The sequence below is a fragment of the Pseudomonas protegens genome, from assembly GCF_003732485.1.
Taxonomy (GTDB): Bacteria; Pseudomonadota; Gammaproteobacteria; order Pseudomonadales; family Pseudomonadaceae; genus Aquipseudomonas; species Aquipseudomonas protegens_B.
Window position 1 is genome coordinate 259,830 of record NZ_MOAK01000081.1, and the last position, 438, is coordinate 260,267.

A 438-nucleotide genomic window follows, 5' to 3' on the forward strand; every position below is an offset into this window, starting at 1 on the left:
GACAGCTGCGGCACTCAGCTGGACGCCGCCTGGCACGAACTTGACCTGGCCAAGGCCGAAGGTTTCGCCGGCACTGTGAGTTACTCCAAGGCCTTGTCGTTGCTGACCGGTGCCAAGACTCAGCAGCAATTCGAAGCTTTTGAAGGGTGCACCAAGAAAGCCGAGAAGGCGCGCTTCTATATTCGAGAGTCCCGTGCCGGGCGCTGAGCCGCGCCAGCCGCTACGCTGAAACGGGCAATCACCACCGGACCCCAATGACCTGGCGCAATGCCGTTCTTGGGCCTGGGGTGCCATTCTTGAGTCGGATAAGCCCACGTCGGGCTTGTGAGCCGTGTTGGGGAAAGCCTGATGTCTGCCTTGGTTGATCGATTGGTGGTTCAGATCTTGAGCCTGGAAGTGAGCTTGCTGGCTTGTCAGGCGCGACTGGCTGGCGCCCCC

Annotated in this window: 1 protein-coding gene and 1 pseudogene; both read left to right on the forward strand. The window is 61.0% G+C overall.

Annotated elements, in window-relative coordinates:
* Window positions 1–207, forward strand: a 207-nt coding sequence (locus BLX41_RS25015; protein WP_123727038.1) for a hypothetical protein, incomplete at its 5' end; no start/stop codon positions are given.
* A 141-nt stretch (window positions 208–348) separates the two neighbouring features.
* Window positions 349–438: pseudogene (locus tag BLX41_RS36220) on the forward strand (CHAD domain-containing protein); the annotation flags it as partial.